The 18404-nt window shown below is 61.4% G+C and carries 18 protein-coding genes; 9 read left to right on the top strand and 9 right to left on the bottom strand.

From position 1 onward, the window contains the following. Positions 1–5 precede the first annotated feature (5 nt). The 3 genes from rfbB to rfbA are packed head-to-tail and all read left to right on the top strand — an operon-like array spanning position 6 to position 2830. On the top strand, positions 6–1061 hold the full coding sequence (gene rfbB, locus ATY75_RS31460; protein ID WP_088940473.1) for a dTDP-glucose 4,6-dehydratase: 1056 nt from the start codon (positions 6–8) through the stop codon (positions 1059–1061). A 2-nt stretch (positions 1062–1063) separates the two neighbouring features. Beyond that, a complete protein-coding gene (gene rfbD / locus ATY75_RS31455) occupies positions 1064–1951 on the top strand; it encodes a dTDP-4-dehydrorhamnose reductase (protein WP_088940472.1) in 888 nt (295 codons plus the stop codon). Positions 1952–1960: 9 nt separating this feature from the next. After that, positions 1961–2830 carry a glucose-1-phosphate thymidylyltransferase RfbA gene (gene rfbA / locus ATY75_RS31450; protein WP_088940471.1) on the top strand — a complete coding sequence of 290 codons (870 nt, stop codon included), beginning with the start codon at positions 1961–1963 and terminating at the stop codon, positions 2828–2830. A 50-nt stretch (positions 2831–2880) separates the two neighbouring features. Here the strand turns inward: rfbA and ATY75_RS31445 are convergent, their stop codons facing one another. The 7 genes from ATY75_RS31445 to ATY75_RS31415 all read right to left on the bottom strand — a co-directional run bounded on the left by ATY75_RS31445 (position 2881) and on the right by ATY75_RS31415 (position 9619). Then, positions 2881–3492: a riboflavin synthase gene (locus ATY75_RS31445; RefSeq protein ID WP_088940470.1), complete on the bottom strand. Its 612-nt coding sequence runs from the start codon at positions 3490–3492 to the stop codon at positions 2881–2883. Beyond that, on the bottom strand, positions 3492–4799 hold the full coding sequence (ribD, locus tag ATY75_RS31440) for a bifunctional diaminohydroxyphosphoribosylaminopyrimidine deaminase/5-amino-6-(5-phosphoribosylamino)uracil reductase RibD (protein WP_088940469.1): 1308 nt from the start codon (positions 4797–4799) through the stop codon (positions 3492–3494). The genes ATY75_RS31445 and ribD overlap by 1 nt, the downstream gene beginning before the upstream one ends. A 3-nt stretch (positions 4800–4802) precedes the next feature. Continuing rightward, complete coding sequence (gene nrdR / locus ATY75_RS31435) at positions 4803–5279, bottom strand: transcriptional regulator NrdR (protein WP_003547190.1); 477 nt, start codon at positions 5277–5279, stop codon at positions 4803–4805. Positions 5280–5288: 9 nt separating this feature from the next. Continuing rightward, positions 5289–6587: a serine hydroxymethyltransferase gene (gene glyA / locus ATY75_RS31430; RefSeq protein WP_088940468.1), complete on the bottom strand. Its 1299-nt coding sequence runs from the start codon at positions 6585–6587 to the stop codon at positions 5289–5291. A 205-nt stretch (positions 6588–6792) separates the two neighbouring features. Beyond that, a complete protein-coding gene (locus tag ATY75_RS31425) occupies positions 6793–8094 on the bottom strand; it encodes a L,D-transpeptidase family protein (RefSeq protein WP_088940467.1) in 1302 nt (433 codons plus the stop codon). A gap of 442 nt (positions 8095–8536) precedes the next feature. After that, positions 8537–9052 carry a MarR family winged helix-turn-helix transcriptional regulator gene (locus ATY75_RS31420; protein ID WP_003574072.1) on the bottom strand — a complete coding sequence of 172 codons (516 nt, stop codon included), beginning with the start codon at positions 9050–9052 and terminating at the stop codon, positions 8537–8539. A gap of 129 nt (positions 9053–9181) precedes the next feature. Beyond that, entirely contained in the window at positions 9182–9619 is a 438-nt protein-coding gene (locus tag ATY75_RS31415; RefSeq protein WP_049733978.1) for a DUF6163 family protein, read from the bottom strand. 226 nt (positions 9620–9845) lie between these two features. Here ATY75_RS31415 and hemB point away from each other — a divergent pair, with 226 nt between their 5' ends. From hemB to ATY75_RS31375, 5 genes are all read left to right on the top strand, one after another. After that, entirely contained in the window at positions 9846–10859 is a 1014-nt protein-coding gene (gene hemB, locus ATY75_RS31410; protein ID WP_088940466.1) for a porphobilinogen synthase, read from the top strand. Positions 10860–11039: 180 nt separating this feature from the next. Beyond that, positions 11040–11498, top strand: coding sequence for an RDD family protein (locus ATY75_RS31400; RefSeq protein WP_003574079.1), 459 nt, complete (start codon positions 11040–11042; stop codon positions 11496–11498). Between the two features lie 205 nt (positions 11499–11703). Beyond that, entirely contained in the window at positions 11704–12480 is a 777-nt protein-coding gene (locus tag ATY75_RS31395; protein ID WP_088940464.1) for an arginyltransferase, read from the top strand. Positions 12481–12749: 269 nt separating this feature from the next. Next, entirely contained in the window at positions 12750–13634 is an 885-nt protein-coding gene (locus ATY75_RS31380; protein WP_088940463.1) for a DMT family transporter, read from the top strand. Between the two features lie 57 nt (positions 13635–13691). Next, positions 13692–13913: an AbrB/MazE/SpoVT family DNA-binding domain-containing protein gene (locus tag ATY75_RS31375; protein WP_088940625.1), complete on the top strand. Its 222-nt coding sequence runs from the start codon at positions 13692–13694 to the stop codon at positions 13911–13913. An 80-nt stretch (positions 13914–13993) separates the two neighbouring features. Here the strand turns inward: ATY75_RS31375 and ATY75_RS31370 are convergent, their stop codons facing one another. Together ATY75_RS31370 and parC are read right to left on the bottom strand one after the other, a co-directional pair. Further along, the gene (locus tag ATY75_RS31370; RefSeq protein WP_088940462.1) at positions 13994–14452 is read right to left on the bottom strand and encodes an SRPBCC domain-containing protein; all 459 of its coding nucleotides are present in this window, start codon (positions 14450–14452) and stop codon (positions 13994–13996) included. A gap of 195 nt (positions 14453–14647) precedes the next feature. Continuing rightward, a complete protein-coding gene (parC, locus tag ATY75_RS31365; protein ID WP_088940461.1) occupies positions 14648–16903 on the bottom strand; it encodes a DNA topoisomerase IV subunit A in 2256 nt (751 codons plus the stop codon). Positions 16904–17137: 234 nt separating this feature from the next. On the opposite strand from parC, the gene ATY75_RS31360 reads away from it, so the two are divergent. After that, complete coding sequence (locus ATY75_RS31360) at positions 17138–18325, top strand: hypothetical protein (RefSeq protein ID WP_088940460.1); 1188 nt, start codon at positions 17138–17140, stop codon at positions 18323–18325. The last annotated feature ends 79 nt before the right edge of the window (positions 18326–18404 follow it).

Raw genomic sequence — 18404 nt, 5'->3', positions numbered from 1 at the left:
CGACAATGCGCATACTGGTCACGGGCGGAGCGGGCTTCATCGGATCGGCATTGGTGCGCCATCTCGTCAGCGAGATCGGCGCCGAGGTGCTGAATGTCGACACGCTGACCTATGCCGGCAATCTGGAATCGCTGAAATCCGTCGAATCGGCGCCGAACTATCAATTCCTGCGCGCCGACATCTGCGACCATGCCAGAATGCAGGAAGCATTCGCGTCCTTCCGTCCTGAAATCGTCATGCACCTGGCGGCAGAGAGCCATGTCGACCGCTCGATCTCGGGCGCGGCCGATTTCATTCAGACCAACATCGTCGGCACATTCAGCCTGCTGGATGCCGCACGGCACTATTGGGACGGGCTTGACGTTCGCCGCAAGAGCGCCTTCCGCTTTCTGCATGTCTCGACGGACGAGGTCTACGGCTCGCTTGGCGACGAGGGCCTCTTCGAGGAGACGACGCCTTACGACCCCTCCTCGCCCTACTCCGCCTCCAAGGCCGCGAGCGACCATCTGGCGATCGCCTGGCACCGCACCTATGGCCTGCCGGTCGTCGTCTCCAATTGCTCCAACAATTACGGCCCGTTTCATTTCCCGGAAAAGCTCATTCCGCTGATGATCCTCAACGCACTGGAGGGCAAGCCTCTTCCGGTTTACGGCAATGGCGCGAATGTCCGCGACTGGCTCTATGTCGAAGACCACGCCCGCGCGCTTTACACGATCGCATCCAGAGGACGCCCCGGCGAAAAATACAATGTGGGCGGCCGCAATGAGCGCAGGAACATCGATGTCGTTCATCGCATCTGCGCTATTCTCGACGGCGCCTACAGCGATAAGGCACCGCATGCGCGTCTGATCACCAACGTCACGGACCGCCCCGGGCACGACGCACGCTATGCGATCGATGCCTCGAAACTCGAAAGCGAACTCGGCTGGAAAGCGCAGGAGACCTTCGAAACCGGCATCGAGAAGACCGTGCACTGGTACTTGGAAAACGAATGGTGGTGGAGGCCGTTGCGCGAAAAAGTCTACGCCGGCGAACGCCTCGGCGTTTTCAAGGGACAATAGCGATGCGCATCGCCGTCACCGGCAAACAGGGCCAGGTCGTTCAGTCGCTGCTCAGACGCGGCGCCGGAACGGGCGTCGAAATCAGCACGGTCGGGCGCCCGGAAATGGACCTTTCGGATCCTGCAAGTGTCGCAGACGCCTTCTCGGCTCTGCAGCCGGATGTGATCGTCTCGGCCGCCGCCTATACGGCGGTCGACAAGGCAGAGAGCGAAGCCGAACTTGCTTTTTCCGTCAACGCGGCCGGCGCCGGCGCGGTTGCCGAGGCTGCCGCGCGGATCGGCGTCCCGGTGATCCACATTTCGACCGACTACGTCTTCAGCGGCGACAAGGCCTCCGCCTATTGCGAAGAGGATGCGACGGCGCCGATCTCCGTCTACGGGCGTTCGAAACTCGCGGGCGAGAAGGCCGTCGCGGCGGCAAACCCGAACCACGTCATCTTGCGCACGGCCTGGGTCTATTCGCCCTTTGGCGCCAATTTCCTGAAAACGATGCTGCGGCTTTCCGAGACGCGCGATCATCTTCGCGTCGTCGCCGATCAGACAGGATGCCCGACCTCTGCATTCGACATCGCCGACGCGATTCTCGCGATCGCAACCCGCATCGTTGCGGACCCTGCGCCGTCGCTGCGCGGCACATTTCACCTGACCGGCAGCGGCGAAGCAAGCTGGGCGGATTTCGCCGAAGAGATATTCGCGGCGCGTCTTAAATCCGGCGGCAGAAACGTCAGCGTCGAGCGCATCCCGACGGTGGACTATCCGACACCGGCCAAGCGTCCCGCCAATTCACGCCTCAACGGCGACAAGCTCGCCAGAACCTATGGAATCCGGCTCCCGGAGTGGAAGCAATCCATGACAATCGTCATGCAAGACCTTTTGAACAAAGGTCTTTAAGGAGAAAGCATGAAGGGCATTATTCTCGCCGGCGGCACGGGCACGCGTCTGCATCCGATCACGCAAGCCGTCTCGAAACAACTGATGCCGGTCTACGACAAGCCGATGATCTACTATCCGCTGACAACGCTCATGCTCGCCGGCATCAGGGAGCTGCTGATCATCACCACGCCTCACGACGTCGAAGCCTTCAAGCGCCTTCTTGGCGACGGCTCGCAATGGGGAATTTCGCTGAACTATGCCGTACAACCGAGCCCGGACGGCCTCGCTCAGGCCTTTATCATCGGCGCAGACTTCTTGCACGGCGACAGCTCGGCGCTCGTTCTCGGCGACAACATCTTCTACGGGCACGGACTGCCGGAAATCATGAAATCCGGCACGAGCCGACGAGAAGGCGCAACGGTGTTCGCCTATCACGTCACCGATCCGGAACGCTATGGCGTTGTCGGCTTCGACGAAAAGATGAATGCGCTGTCGATCGAAGAGAAGCCGAAGACGCCAAAATCGAACTGGGCGGTGACCGGCCTCTATTTCTACGACCAGCAGGTGGTCGATATCGCCGCCAACCTGAAACCGTCACCGCGCGGCGAATTGGAAATCACCGATGTCAACCGCGCCTATCTCGAGCGCGGCCAGCTTTTCGTGGAGCTGATGGGGCGGGGCTATGCCTGGCTCGATACTGGCACACCGGATAGCCTGCATGATGCCGCAGGTTTCGTCAGCACGTTGGAGAAACGCCAGGGCTTCAAGATCGCCTGCCCGGAAGAAGTCGCCTGGCGCATGGGTTACATCTCGCAGGACGACCTCGCCAAGCTGGCGGAGAAGCTCGGCAAGAGCGCCTACGGCCAGTATCTGACGAAGCTCTCCCCGGCTTGGTGAGCTATCTGGCCGGCCAGACGCGCCAGTAGGAAACCCTACAAGTTTTCGATTCAGGCGCTCGGAAACTCCGCCAGCCGGGCGGCGTAGCGTGCCATGGTGTCGACTTCGAAATTGACGAAATCGCCGGCCTTGCGCTCGCCCCACGTCGTCACTTCGAGGGTGTGGCGGATAAGCAGGACGTCGAAATCCGTGCCGTCGACCGCGTTGACGGTCAGCGAGGTGCCGTCGAGCGCGATCGACCCTTTGGGGGCGACGAATTTCGCCAGGTGCTCGGGGGCCTGCAGGCGGTAACGGGTGGCGTCGCCCTCCGATGTTACCGAGAGGATTTCCGCCTTGCCGTCGACATGGCCGGAAACGATGTGACCACCGAGTTCATCGCCTATTTTCAGCGACCGTTCGAGATTGATGCGGCTGCCCTGCTGCCAGGTGCCGATCGTCGTCAGCCGCAGCGCTTCCTCCCAGGCCTCGACCTCGAACCAGCGGCCATTGCTACCTTCCTGCGGCAGACCGGTCACCGTGAGGCAAATGCCGGAATGCGAGATCGAGGCGCCCATGTCGATGGTCGAGGGATCATAGGCGGTTGCGACCCGCAACCGGATGCCTTCCTTCAAGGGGGAAACGGATTCGACCATGCCGACATCGGTGACTATTCCGGTAAACATCAAAACCCTCTTTCGTATTCATCCAGGCGATCGACGCCGAAGATCTGCGCGCCCATATGGATAAAACCGGATGGTATGTCGGTTGCATCGAGCGGGGATTCAATACCGTCTTCGCCGATGACGACAGGCGCCTGGTAAAGGTGGATGCGGTCGACCAGGCCGGCTTCGAGGAAAAGCCGCGCCGTTTTGGCGCCGCCTTCGACCAGAAGCGAGGAAATGCCGCGCGTGGCAAGCGCCGGCAGCAGGACTTCCGGGTGATAGGGATTACAGTAGACGATCTCGACACCGGCAGCTTCCAGTGCGGCGCGGCGGGAGTCCAGGTCGGCGGCGTCGGTGGGTGCGGTACCCCCCTCTGCCCTGCCGGGCATCTCCCCCACAGGTGGGGAGATCGAATCGGGGCTAGCGCCCTGCCCTACATCCACCGACGCAGAGTCATCGCTGTCAGAAATTCCGGAATTCTGATCGCGCCTCTCGCCGATCTCTCCCCTTGTGGGGGAGATGTCCGGCAGGACAGAGGGGGGTAAACCCTCGGCCTGCAACAGTGAGACTTCCTCGCTCGCCACCAAGATCACCGGCACATCCCGCGCGGTCGTAACCAGCTTACTCGTCAGCGGCAATGCCAAATAAGGATCGAGCACGATACGGATCGGCGACTGCGCTTCGAGGCCCGGCGTGCGCACAGTCAGCAGCGGATCGTCCGATATCGCCGTGCCGATGCCGACCAGGATGGCGTCGGTTTCGGCGCGCAGCGTCTGCACCTCGGCGCGGGCCTTCGGGCCTGTTATCGCCACTTGGCCCTCCCCCGCGCGACCGATCATGCCATCGGCGGAAACGGCAAGCTTGAGAGTCACATAGGGCCGGTTCTTCGTCTGGCGGGTGAGATAGCCGGCCAGCGAACGCCGGCCCTCAGCTTCCAGCACACCGGAATCGACCTCTATTCCGGCGTCGCGCAGCAGAGCGATGCCGCGGCCCGAAACCCGCGGATCGGGATCGGTGACGCTGATGACGACCCGGGCGACGCCATAGGCGATCAGCGCCTCGGCGCAGGGCGGCGTCTTGCCGTGATGCGAGCATGGTTCGAGGGTCACATAGGCGGTGGCGCCGCGAGCACGCGCGCCGGCTTCCGCAAGCGCCTGCGGCTCGGCATGCGGGCGGCCGCCGACGGCGGTGACCGCCTGGCCGACGACGACGCCGTCGCTGACGATCAGGCAGCCGACGGAGGGGTTGGTGGCGGTGCGGCCGAGATGCCGGCGCGACAGGCGGATCGCCGCCGCCATGAAACTCTCGTCATGCGGCGTGACGCTCATGGCTCACCTGTCCAGCGGGTCGCGGGCGATCTTGGCGTTGATTTCGGAGATGACCTTTTCGAAATCCTCGGCAAGCGAGAAATCCCGGTAGACCGAGGCGTAGCGCACGAAGCCGACATCGTCGAGGCTCTTCATGGCTTCCAGCACCTGCAGGCCGATCTGCTCGGAGGAGATCTCGGTCTCGCCGGAGCTTTCAAGCCGGCGAACGATGCCGGAAACGGCCCGCTCGATGCGATCGCGCTCGACAGGGCGCTTGCGCAGCGCCACTTCGAAGGAGCGCACCAGCTTGTCGCGGTCGAAGGGTACTTTGCGGCCGGTCTTCTTGATGACCATCAGCTCGCGCAGCTGCACGCGCTCGAAGGTGGTGAAGCGGCCGCCGCAATCCGGACAGATACGCCGCCGGCGGATGGACGTGTTGTCCTCCGCCGGGCGCGAATCCTTGACCTGTGTATCTTCCGAACCGCAATAGGGGCAGCGCATCGCTACTCCTTATCCCATGTAGTCATACATTGGGAAGCGGTCTGTGAGGTTGACCACCTTGCCGCGCACGGCGGCTTCGACGGCAGCGTTGCCCTCATCCGAATTGGCGACCTTCAGGCCGTCGAGAACTTCGACGATCAGATTGCCGATTTCGCGGAATTCGGCTTCCTTGAAGCCGCGGGTCGTGCCGGCCGGCGCGCCGAGACGTACGCCCGAGGTGACGAAGGGCTTTTCCGGGTCGAAGGGAATGCCGTTCTTGTTGCAGGTGACGTAGGCGCGGCCGAGAGCTGCCTCGGCGCGCTTGCCGGTGGCGTTCTTCTTGCGCAGGTCGACCAGCATCAGATGGTTGTCGGTGCCGCCGGAAACGACGTCGAGACCCCCAGCGATCAGCGTTTCGGCCAGCGCCTTGGCGTTCTTGACGACCTGGGCGGCGTAGTCCTTGAACTCCGGCTGCAGCGCCTCGCCGAAAGCGACGGCCTTGGCGGCGATGATGTGCATCAGCGGACCACCCTGCAGACCCGGGAAGACGGCCGAATTGAACTTCTTGGCCAGATCCTCTTCATTGGTGAGGATGACGCCGCCGCGCGGGCCGCGCAGCGACTTGTGGGTCGTGGTCGTCGCGACATGGCAATGCGGGAACGGCGAAGGATGCTGGCCGCCGGCGACGAGGCCGGCGATGTGGGCCATGTCGACCATCAGATAGGCGCCGACCGAGTCGGCGATTTCGCGGAAACGCTTCCAGTCCCAGATGCGGGAATAGGCAGTGCCGCCGGCGATGATCAGCTTCGGCTTGTGCTGTTCGGCCTTGCGGGCGACGTCATCCATGTCGAGCAGGTTGTCGCCTTCGCGCACGCCGTAGGAGACGACGTTGAACCACTTGCCGGACATATTGACCGGCGAACCATGCGTGAGGTGGCCGCCCGAATTCAGATCGAGACCCATGAAGGTGTCGCCGGGCTGCAGCAGGGCCAGGAACACGGCCTGGTTCATCTGCGAGCCGGAATTCGGCTGAACGTTGGCGAAGTTGACGCCGAACAGCTTCTTGGCGCGCTCGATCGCCAGCTCCTCGGCGATATCGACGAACTGGCAGCCGCCGTAATAGCGCTTGCCCGGATAACCCTCGGCATATTTGTTGGTCATGATGGAGCCCTGGGCTTCCAGCACGGCGCGGGAGACGATGTTCTCGGAAGCGATCAGTTCGATCTCGTGCCGTTGGCGACCGAGTTCCTTTCCGATCGCGCCGAAAATCTCGGGATCGACGTCCGCAAGCGAGCGATTGAAGAAGGATTCGGTAGAAGCATTGGTCATGGGCGGGCTCCTCAACTGGAATGCGCTGAGGTATTAGCCTTCCGCCGGGGCAAGGGCAATACGAAGAACGACATTTGCTGAGCAAAGCGCGCGCTCCCGTCATTTTGCGACAGCGCAAAACTAAGAACCGGCGGTCACCTTCCCCCGGCATAAAAAAACCGCGCCGGAAGGGCGCGGTTTGAACATGCGATGCCGAGGCCGGCGTTTATTGGGCCGGCTGTTCCATGCCGGCAGTGGTATCGAGCGCCAGCTCGGCGTTGCCGTCCATCTGATAGATGTCGTCGCGGAACTGGACGATGCCGTCGGGCATACCCCAAGCGGAGATGTAGACGAAATAGACCGGAACTTCCGTGGCGAGTTTGATCGGCGTGTTGACGCCGGTTGCGATTACCTGCTCCATCTGCTGGCGGTTCCAGCCGGGGGTCTCGCGCAAGAGCCAGTTCGACAAGTCGCGCACGTTCTGGACGCGGACGCAGCCAGAGGATTCGAAGCGCATCAGCTTGTTGAATAGGCCCTGCTGCGGCGTGTCGTGCATGTACTCGCCGTTCTTGTTGTAGAAATTGATCTTCGTCGAGGCCATAGCGTTGGTCTTGCCGGGGTCCTGGCGGAACATCAGGTTCGGCGCCTCGCCGTTCCAGTCGATGGTCTCGGGGGCAACTTCGTTGCCCTTGCCGTCGATCAGGCGGATGGCGTTCTTTTCGAGATAGGTCGGATCCTTGCGCATCAGCGGCATGATGTCCTTCTCGACGATCGAGCGCGGCGAGGTCCAGTAGGGGTTGAGGATGACCTCGTAGATCTTCGAATTGACGAGATGTGTCGGACGGCTGAGACGGCCAACAACCGCTGTGTGGCGCGTCGCAACAGTGCCATCCTCGACAGCCTCGACATAGGCGGCGGGGATGTTGACCATCACGTGGCGGCGGCCGAGATCCTCGGGGAACGTCTGCAAGCGGATGATGTTGGTGTTCAGCTGCTGCAGGCGGACATCGGCGGGGATGTTCATCGCCTTCAGCGTGAATTCGCCGAGCACGCCATCGGACGGCAGGCCGTGGCGGGCCTGGAAGCGCTTGACGGCGCCGTCGACATAGGAGTCGAAGGCACTCGACATGCCGGCCTCGCGCGGCAGGTCGCCGGTGATCGCCAGGCGCTGGCGCAGCGCCTGGACTGCGGGATGGCTGACGCCGAGCTGCAGTTTCTGGTCACCGGGATTGACCTCCGGCCAGCCGCCGGCGGCCGCGATCTGCTGATACTGCATGACCGCCTGCTGAGCGCTGGCGAGCGATTGGGGACCAAGGATCGGCGTGTTGGAAACGACGGCGCTTGCCGTGCGCGAAGCCGCCTTGGCATCGAACTGGTCGTCCCAGTTGCCGCGGCGCGGCGCGTTGATCAGCGTATCGATCGCCGATTGCGCGAAGGCCGGCGCGGCAATCGCGCTAACGCCAACCGTTGCCGCGGACGCAAGGAAAGCGCGGCGCGAGAGAGCTTCATTTCCGTTTTTCTTCGACATAGTCCCAACCACTGAATGCGGCGATAAAGAGAAGCCGCGGCTCTTTGCGATATCCCTGCGCTCTAACGCAGATCTCTGTGCATTTGTTGTCCCGGCACATCAAAATTTTCCGCTCGCCCCATCACAAGTTTGCGATGCGACAGGCTGAACATTCCTGATCGGTCCATTGAAAGCGCCGGTTGTTAAGCCTTCCGCTGCCACACCAATATGGCCAATTCGTGTTGCCGGCCGGAAGACCGACGACCCGGCTACCGGAAACATGACACAACGAACCATATGACGGGCTAAACCGTGCCGGTTAATAACGGCTAAAAAACGGCTTGGATACGGGAGATAATGCTTGCCTCCCTTGCGTTGCAAAGATGCCACGCAGCGCCAACGGCAAAACCGGACGCGCAGGGACACGTCCGGTTTTCTGCAACCCTGATGGAGGTCCAGGGTCTTAGAGGCGATACATGATGCTATCGTTCCAGAAGCGGTCAAGACGCTGGAGCAGCTTGTTCATCTGGGTGAACTCGTCGGTGCCGATGCCGCCGACCTTGTCGATCGAGGTGATGTGGCGTTCGTAGAGTTTGGCAACTGTTTCGGCAATGTCCTGGCCCGTTTCGGTCAGGCTGATGCGGACCGAGCGGCGGTCGATGCGCGAGCGCTGGTGGTTGATGAAGCCGAGATCGACCAGCTTCTTGACGTTGTAGGAAACGTTGGAGCCGAGATAGTAGCCCCGCGAGCGCAGCTCGCCGGCGGTCAGCTCGGAATTGCCGATGTTGAAAAGGAGCAGCGCCTGGATGGCGTTGACGTCACTGCGGCCCTGACGGTCGAATTCGTCCTTGATGACGTCGAGAAGACGGCGGTGGAGACGTTCAACAAGATGAAGGGATTCCATGTAAAGATCACGGATGCCCTGGTCCTGCTGGTCACGGAAGTTCGATACCGCCTGCGGCTTGATTTTCGTGTTCATATTGACTGCCTCACTGTTTGTTTGGCGGTGTCGTTTTCTTCCCGCCTTGAGTGAGACCCTATCGAATACATATAAAATTCGACTTAAACCGCAGGCTTAACGGAGCCTTACTGGAAACCCCACGTTGTCTCAGGGTAAATCAACACTTACCTGGCGGCGGTGCCGGCGCTTTTCCAGCCAGAGCAGCAGGCGGAAAATCCAGTAGACGACGGCGACGATCAGATGCAGCAGGATGATCAGCTTGTTCGGGCCGAAAATATCCGGCAGCAGGCCATACATCAGGATTTGCCCGCCGGCGGCGAGCACCCAGATGACCGGCCCCCAGGAGACGGTCAGCCAGAGGCCGAGGGAGGCGACGGGAAAAAGCACGGCAAGACTGGTGCTCGCCACCTTCCACGGCAGGCTCAAAAGATCGAAGCGGCCGGCGCCGACGAGCGAATAGCCGACGAGCATCGCCCAATATTGCAGGCCGAACCAGAAGCACGAAACGGCGACCAGCCTCAGGAAGAGAATGAAGAGTATATCCGCCAGTGTGCGTTTCGGTATCGTCGGGGAATCGGTTTCCATGGCGCAGACATCGGTTTGGGGTTGCATCTTGTTAAAGAGCGCCGCCCATCTGACGACGTACTAACGACACGACGCTCTATCATATCGCGTTCGCGCGTAACGCAGAAAATCGATTGCGGGTTATACGCCTGAGGTTTTTCCGCCGCGGCCAATCGCCCGGTTTGGATTTTCGAGGCGTCATGATAATGAGCGCTCCGATAAATGGAATGGGCCAGGGGCAGATATCATGCAGGATAGGACGCATCTCGTCGACGACATCACCGGCCATCGCCGCATGCGGCGCAACCGCAAGGCAGACTGGACGCGCCGGCTGGTGCAGGAAAACCGGCTGACGGTCGACGACCTGATCTGGCCGATCTTCATCGTGCCGGGTTCCGGCATCGTCGATCCGATCCCGGCCATGCCGGGCGTCAACCGCATGAGCATCGACAAAGCCGTCGAAGCGGCGCGCGAAGCGGCCGACCTCGGCATTCCAGCGCTCGCCACCTTTCCGAATATCGAAATGGAACTGCGCGACGAGACCGGCTCGAACAGCCTCGAAGCCAACAATCTGATCAATCAGGCGACGGCGGCGATCAAGAAGGCGGTGCCCAATATCGGCGTCATCACCGACGTCGCGCTCGACCCCTTCACCAGCCATGGTCATGACGGAATCTTGAGAGACGGCGAGATCGTCAATGACGAGACGGTCGATCAGGTGGCGCGGGCCGCGGTGATGCAGGCGGATGCCGGGGCCGACATCATCGCACCGTCGGAGATGATGGACGGACGCATCGGCGCAATCCGCATGGCGCTCGATGCCGCCGGCCACCAGAGCGTCGGCATCATGAGCTATGCGACGAAATTCGCCTCCGCCTTCTACGGCCCCTATCGCGAGGCGATCTCGACGGGCGGGCTGCTGAAGGGCGACAAGAAGACCTATTATATCGACCCGGCCAACGGCACCGAGGCGATCCGCGACGCGGCCCTCGACGTCGAGGAAGGCGCTGATATGCTGATGGTCAAGCCCGGCCTGCCCTATCTCGACATCTGCTGGCGGATGAAGGAGGCCTTCGGCTTGCCGACCTTCGCCTACCAGGTCTCGGGCGAATACAGCCAGATCAAGGCGGCGGCGATGAACGGCTGGATCGACGGCGAACGGGCGATGCTTGAAACGCTGCTGTCGTTCAAGCGGGCGGGATGCGACGGCATCCTCACCTATTTCGCGGTCGAGGTGGCGAAAATCCTCGCCAAGCGGTGATTGCGAGCATGATGCCGAAAAGTGTACGCGGTTTTCGGGCGACATCATGCTCTATTTCTTCGATTTAGATGCGGATGTTTCAAGCCAATCCGGCCTGAAACATCCGCATCTAGGAAGAAATATTGTATTTCCCACTGCCGATACCATATCAGCGGCATCGCTTTTCCGCAGGAGATTGAGATGAGCTACAACCCCAATCCGCTTTATGCCGCACCGGAGGACTGGCGCGCCTATAGCGGCGTGTTGAGCCGCCGTGTCTTCGCCTTCATCCTCGACTATCTTATCGTGCTGCTGCTCTGCATCCCTGCCGGGATCGTGCTGTTCTTTCTGTCGATCGTCACGCTCGGCCTCGGCTTTCTGCTCTACCCTGCCCTCTTCGTCATCGTCGCCGGCATCTATTTCGGCCTGACTGTCGGCGGGCGGAGCCAGGCCTCGCTCGGCATGCGCGCGATGGGGATCGCCATCGTGCGCGTCGACGGCCGGCCGATGGATTTCCTGACGGCGATCGTGCATCTGGCGCTGTTCTGGATCCTCAACTCGGTGCTGACGCCTCTCATTCTGCTTGCCGGCCTGTTCACCGAGCGCAGCCGTCTCATCCATGACCTGCTGGTCGGGACGGCGACGGTTCGCACCGCCTGAGCGTTGGACCGAGGCCACGGCTAAGCCATTCAGCGGAGACGAAATAAAGTCTCCGCTTTCTCTTTGCCCGAGCGCGCCAACGCTCCATATCTAAAATTAGAAGACCGAAATGAAGGGCGAGAACCGCCCCGCTGTTGACGTTTTTTATTCTTAGGTCATGCTGTCAAGAAACAGCACAGTCTCGACAAGGAAATTTCCGCGACAGATGAATACGCAGACAACGCCATCCCCGCAGTTTTATCTGACGGCTCCGGCTGCGTGTCCGTATCTGCCGCATGAGATGGAGCGTAAGGTGTTCACCCATCTGGTGGGTCCACGCGCCGCCGAGATGAACGACATCCTGACCCAGGGCGGTTTCCGCCGATCCCAGAACATCGCCTACCGCCCGGCCTGCGAATCCTGTCGCGCCTGCGTTTCCGTACGGATTCTCGCCCAGGAATTCGAGCCGACGAAATCGATGAAGCGGGTGCTTGCCGCCAATTCCGACGTCATCGCCACCGAATTCACGGCCCAGCCTTCCAGCGAGCAATATTCGCTTTTCCGCCGCTATCTCGATTATCGCCACCAGCAGGGTGGCATGTCCGACATGACCGTGCTCGACTATGCGATCATGGTCGAGGACACGCATGTGAACACGCGAATCGTCGAATACCGCCGGCGTGAGGAGGGCTCCGGGCTAGAGCAGCGGCCGAAGGGCGAGCTGCTTGCCGCTGCGCTGACCGACACGATGAGCGACGGGCTGTCGATGGTCTATTCCTACTTCAACCCCGATATCGAGCGGCGATCGCTCGGCACCTTCATGATTCTCGACCATGTCAGGCGCACGAAGGCGCTCGGCCTGCCACATGTCTATCTTGGCTACTGGGTTCAAGGGTCGCGAAAAATGGACTACAAGACACGCTTCCAGCCGCAGGAGCATCTGACCCCACGCGGCTGGGAACGTTTCGATCCCTCATCCACGCCTCAAAGCCCCCACGATTAGAGCCTTTCCTGGTTAGATTGAAGCATTCTGCCGGAGCAGGTTTTCGTCAGGCAGAGGCGATTGGCGGTGGGCATACACTTGGTACGTCCGAGCCGATCGCCTCTGCTCCTGGCGGAAAGATGCCCGGCCCTTCGGGTTGGCTGAAACGGGCCGCCTGCTCGACCGGCCGGCTTGGCCGTAGATCTGGGCTACGACGCGCGCCAGCCGGTCGAGCATTCGACTCCGTTTGAGCCAACAAAATGCTTCAATCTAACCAGGAAAGACTCTAAATGTTACCCACTGCTCGTTCCGATCATCGGAAGGGTCTGCTGCTGACGGCGATCGGCGGGCTGGCGCTTTCCATGGATATTCCGCTCGTCCGTCTTGGCGGTGGCGACATCTGGTCGGTATTGGGGATGCGAAGCGCGGCCACGGTCCTCGCCACGCTCGTCATCCTTGGCGCAATGCGCTTGGCCTCTGGCAAATGGCCGATCCTCGTCCCGGGGCGGCCCGGCCTGCTCGCCGGTCTGCTCTATGGTCTCTCCTCCCTGACCTTCGTGCTCGCGATCTTCAACACGACCACGGCCAATGTCGTCTTCATCGTCGCCTTCAACCCGATGTTCGGGGCGCTTCTTTCGTGGATGTTCCTCAAGGAGAAGCCGCAGGCGGCAACGCTGATCGCCATGCTGTTCATGATCCTCGGCGTCGGACTGATCGTGCGCGAAGGGCTTTCCAGCGGCCATTTTTTCGGTGACGCGATGGCGCTTCTCAGCGCGCTTATTCTTGCCGCCGCCATCACGATCGGGCGGGCCTCGCGCCGCGAAATGGGCTTCGTGCCGCTGCTTGCCGCCATTCTGCCGGCCACGCTCGGTCTCGCACAAGCTCTGCCCTCAGGGCTTTCCATCGCCCACCCCGGCTGGATCCTCTTCAATGGCGCCATCGTCATGCCCCTCGCCTTCTGGTGCCTTGCGACCGGGCCGCGCTACCTCTCCGCCCCTGAAGTCGGCATGTTCTACCTGCTCGAAACGGTGCTCGCCCCGATCTGGGTCTGGCTGATCTTTTCGGAAACGCCGGCGACGATGACACTCATCGGCGGCGGAATCCTGATGGCGGCGATCGCCGGGCATTGTTTCTGGATGGTGCGGGGAAGCCGCATCAGGCCGTTGGCGGAATAGGCGTTGTCGCCTGCTTACCACCATGTGATACTCCGTTCTGACACAGAGGACGAAGCGATCAACGTTACAATCCGTAAGATCGGTCATTCCGAGGGGATTATTATCCCTAAGGAAGTTCTGGCCCGTCTTGGATTGAAGACGGGTGATTCACTGGAACTGAGGCTGGAAAACGGCGGCATCAATATGAAGCCGGTCAATGAGGATTTCCCTCGTCAGCTGGAAGCGGCACGAAATTTCGTAGACAAGTACAAGGTCGCGTTGAAAAAGCGGGCGGAATAAAGCGGTTCAAATTTCATCGAAAGGCGGGGCCGCTTCAAGTCTTGACGCGACCCGCTTCCTTCCCGACTTCAGCGTGCCGCTCAACCCGTAGCCTTCATCTGCTGCTGCTCCAGCTCACGGCCAAGCCCTTCGACCACGTGCGCCCAGCCTTGCCGGGTCTTCTCCTCATGTTCGGCCCATTCGGCGCACATTTCGTGGGTCAGCGTCAGGCGGCTGCCGCCGCCGAGCGGCTCGATGTCGATTTCGACGCGGTCGCAATTGTGGTCGTGGTCCTCGACGGAAAAGCTGAAGACCATGCGCTGCGGGCGCTTCAGCTCCAGGAAGACCCCCTGATGAAAGGCGTCGCCGGTCGGGCGGCGGTCGACGATGAAAAAACGGCCGCCGACATGCGGATCGATATCGGCGCGAATGACGTGACCGTCATCGGTGGCAAACAGGAAGCGGCGGGCGATTTCGGGGTTAAGCCAGGCGTCGTACACGACAGCAGGCGGCACCCTATAGGTGTGGCAAACATGCAATTTGATGGTGCTGGCGGGCATCGATTTTCCTCCGGTAACGGCGCGCGCCTTCTCCAAGCGCGCGGGCCATAGCCGTTCCATCCGCCCACGGACCGGCCTTCTCTTCTTTTGGGTAACAGCGTTGAGATAGAGAAGTTCCAGCGCCCGCCAAGAGACGAGCATGGAATTTTTATGGATGTCGTTCCGGAACCGCTGTACACGTCCGGGGGACATGCATTAGCCGGCGAACTTGCCGCTGCGCGGAAAGCCCTTCGGCACGGTGCGGCCGGCGGTGGCGCGGTCGGACAGCCATTCGGCAAGCTCGTCCTTGTTCTTCGTGAAGGTGCGGCCGGCGCTGTCTTCCCAGACGAGGCCGTCCGATATCGCGAAGCAGCGGACGTCTGAGATGCCGCCATCCTTGTAGCGCTGCAGACGCACGCCCTTGCCGCGCGACATTTCCGGCACCTGCGCTAAGGGGAAGACCAGCAGCTTGCGGTTTTCGCCGACGACGGCGACATGATCGCCGCCGACGGGCACGAGCAGCTGCGTCTCCTCGGGCAGCGCCACGTTCATGATCTGCTTGCCCTTGCGCGTATTGGCGACCAGCTCGGCCTCGGCAACGACGAAGCCGTTGCCGGCTGTGGAGACGATCAGCTGCTTGCGCGAGGGATCGTGCACGAAAGCGGTCAGCACCGCCTGGTCGTTGTCCATGTCGACCATGATGCGCAGCGGCTCGCCGTGGCCGCGACCGCCCGGCAGCTTGTCGCCGCCAAGCGTGAAGGCCTTGCCGCCTGTCGTGACGATCAGGATCTTGTCCGTCGTCTGCGCCGGGAAGGCTATTTTCAGGCCGTCGCCCTCCTTGAAGGTCAGCGTCGCCGTATCGGCGATATGGCCCTTCAGCGCGCGGATCCAGCCCTTTTCGGATATGACGACCGTGATCGGTTCCTTCTCGATCATCGCCTGCTGGATGGCTTGCTCATCGGCTTCGGGCGCGTCGGCAAACTGGGTGCGGCGGCGGCCGACCTCGGTCGCCTTGGCAAATTTCTTCTTCACCTCGCCGATTTCCCAGGCGACCGTCTGCCACTGCTTGTCGTCGGAGGCAAGCAGCGCTTCGATCTCGCCTTTTTCCTTGGTGAGTTCGTCGAATTCCTTGCGGATCTCGAACTCTTCGAGCTTGCGCAGAGAGCGCAGCCGCATGTTGAGGATCGCCTCGACCTGATTGTCGGTGAGATCCCAGCGCGCCACCATCACCGGCTTCGGCTCATCCTCCTCGCGGATGATCCTGATCACCTCGTCGATGTTGAGATAGGCGATCAGCAGGCCGCCGAGGATTTCGAGACGTTTTTCGATCGCCGCCAGGCGGAAGCGCGAGCGGCGCTGCAGCACCTCGCGGCGGTGATCCAGCCACTCCTTCAGCACTTCGTTCAGCGCCATGACCCGCGGGATGCGGCCCATGGACAGCACGTTCATGTTCAGCGGGAAGCGGCTTTCCAGCTCGGTCAGCTTGAACATCGATTCCATCAGGATCGTCGGATCGACGCTGCGGGTTTTCGGCACCAGGACGACACGAATGTCCTCGGCCGATTCGTCTCGGATGTCTTCCAAGAGCGGCAGTTTACGGGCGATCAGCAGCTCGGCGATCTTTTCGATCAGCCGCGACTTCTGCACCTGGAAGGGAATTTCGGTGATGACGATCTGGTAGCCGCCGCGGCCGAGATCCTCGGTCTGCCATTTCGCCCGCACGCGGAAACCGCCGCGGCCGGTGCGGTAGCTCTCGATGATGCTGTCGCGGCTGTCGATGATGATGCCGCCTGTGGGGAAATCCGGGCCGGGAATGAATTCGACGAGCTTTTCGACTGTCGCATCCGGATGTTTGATCAGATGCAGCGCGGCGTCGCAAAGCTCATGCGCATTGTGCGACGGGATCGAGGTCGCCATGCCGACGGCGATGCCGGAGGAGCCGTTGGCGAGCAGGTTCGGGAAGGCGCCGGGAAGGACGGTCGGCTCGGAATTCGATTCGTCGTAAGTGTCGCGGAAATCGACGGCATCCTGATCGATACCTTCGAGCAGCAGTTCGGAGACCGCCGTCATCTTCGATTCGGTGTAACGCATGGCGGCGGGGCTGTCGCCGTCGATATTGCCGAAATTGCCCTGGCCGTTGACCAGCGTGTAGCGCTGCGAGAAGTCCTGGGCGAGACGGGCAAGCGCGTCATAGATCGACTGGTCGCCGTGCGGATGGTAGTTACCCATCACCTCGCCGACGATCTTGGCGCACTTCCTGAAGGCCGAAGTCGGCCTCAGCCCCATCTCGTTCATCGCGTAGACGATGCGGCGATGGACAGGCTTCAGCCCGTCGCGGACGTCTGGCAGAGCGCGGTGCATGATGGTCGACAGCGCATAGGCGAGATAGCGCTGCTCGAGCGCCGCCTTGAGGTCGACCGGCTGGATGTTGTCGTCGTCTCCGCCGGAAGGCGGCAAAATCTCTTGTCCCATAGGTTCTGACTAGCCCAGAAGCGGCTGGCGGGCAAGGAATCCAGGCCATTGCAGCTGTGGATGAAGTCTTGGCACCGACATCAAAGGATGAGACAAACGTTCGGCCGCAATTTGGACTTCGTTTGCCGTTCCTTTCAACGGAAATTTAGAAGTCCGCAAATATAAAGCGGGCCCAATCCGTAGTAGTGTAACTGCAGATTTCCAACCGCCACACGCCACCAGAGGAATCACCCCATGAACATTTACCGGACAACGCGGCTGATGCTGTCGGGCGCCGCCTTTTTCTCGCTCGCCGGCTCGGCATTCGCCCTCGACGGCACCGATCTCCTGAAGAAGATCAATGCCGCCTATGCCGCCCAGGGTGGGACGATTGCGGCTGAAAGCGTCGATATCGACGGCACGACCGTTACGTTGAAGAATGTCACCGTCAAGCCGACCGGCAGCGAAAGCCTGCCCATCGGCGAAATCACCCTTTCCGGCGTCGAAGAAGACGAGGACGGCGGCTATTACATCGAAGAAGCCGCGTTCCCCGACATCAACAAGACGGAGGACGGCGTCACCGTGACGGCGCAGGAACTGACGCTCGGCGGCATCTCCGTGCCGGCAACGCCGGGCGGCGACACGCTCGACACCATGATGCTCTATGAAACCGCGCATATCGGCCCGGTGAAGGTGGTCAAGGATGGTGCGGAAGTGTTCTCGCTGCTCGAAAGCAACATGAACCTGACTCTGCGCGAAGACGAATCCGGCTTCGATTTCGACGGCGCCTTCAAAAGCATGAAGGCCGATCTCACCAAGGCCGACGATCCCAAGAGCAAGGATGCGATCGAGAAGCTCGCCCTGCAGCATATCCAGGGCGACATCACGATGAAGGGCGCCTGGGAACTCGCCCCGGGCACGATCGACATCTCGGAAATCGCCTTCGACTTCACAAATGTCGGCAAGCTGAACCTCGGCTTCAAGATCTCCGGCTACACGATGGCCTTCATGAAGTCGATGCAGGATGCGATGAAGCAATCCGAAGCCAACCCGAACAAGGAACAGTCGCAGCAGGCGCTCGGTCTCGCCATGCTCGGCCTGATGCAGCAGCTTTCCTTCGAGGCAGCGCAGGTGCGTTTCGACGATGCCTCGATCACCAAACGCGCGCTTGACTATGCCGGCTCGCAGCAGAACATGTCGGGCAAGCAGATGGCGGATTCGCTGAAGGCGATGACGCCGATCATGCTGGCGCAGCTCAACATTCCGGAACTGCAGAACGCCGTTTCGGCTGCGGTCAACACCTTCCTCGACGACCCGAAGAGCCTGACCGTCAAGGCCGCTCCTGAAAAGCCGGTGCCTTTCCCGACGATCGTCGGTGCTGCCATGGGCGCTCCGAACACGCTGCCGCAAGTGCTCGGCGTCAAGGTTTCGGCCAACGACTGATCGCTTCACTCTTGCGATGAAAGGCCCGGTAATGTGTGACTGACCCCAATAGTTGGTGTCAGTCACGGATTGCCGGGCC

The organism is Rhizobium sp. N122 (assembly GCF_002211295.1).
GTDB lineage: Bacteria > Pseudomonadota > Alphaproteobacteria > Rhizobiales > Rhizobiaceae > Rhizobium.
Note: the sequence above shows the minus strand (reverse complement) of the source record. Positions and strands in the feature narration are given on the sequence as shown.